The following is a 299-nucleotide window of genomic DNA, read 5'->3' as shown; positions in this document are numbered from 1 at the left end:
AACACGCGCGCCTACGTCCTGGACGGGGCGCTGCGGCCGGTGCCGCCGGGTGTGCCCGGCGAGCTGTACCTGGCGGGGGAGGGGCTGGCCCGCGGTTACGTGGGCCGGGCTGCGCTGACCACCGAGCGCTTTGTGGCCTGCCCGTACGGGGCGCCCGGTGAGCGCATGTACCGCACCGGGGATGTCGTCGCCTGGAGCGAGGAGGGCCGTCTCGTCTTCCTCGGGCGGGCCGACACCCAGGTCAAGATCCGCGGCTTCCGCATCGAACCCGCCGAGGTCGAGGCCGCGCTCGCCGAACA

General features: G+C 74.2%; 1 protein-coding gene. It reads left to right on the top strand.

Going from position 1 to position 299, the window contains the following annotated elements; genetic code table 11:
- On the top strand, positions 1-299 hold a 299-nt coding region (locus IG78_RS43675), incomplete at both ends, for an acyl-CoA synthetase family protein (protein WP_037687836.1).

It is taken from the genome of Streptomyces aureocirculatus (assembly GCF_000720475.1).
Classification (GTDB): domain Bacteria; phylum Actinomycetota; class Actinomycetes; order Streptomycetales; family Streptomycetaceae; genus Streptomyces; species Streptomyces aureocirculatus.
This window is presented reverse-complemented; position numbering and strand designations above follow the sequence as displayed.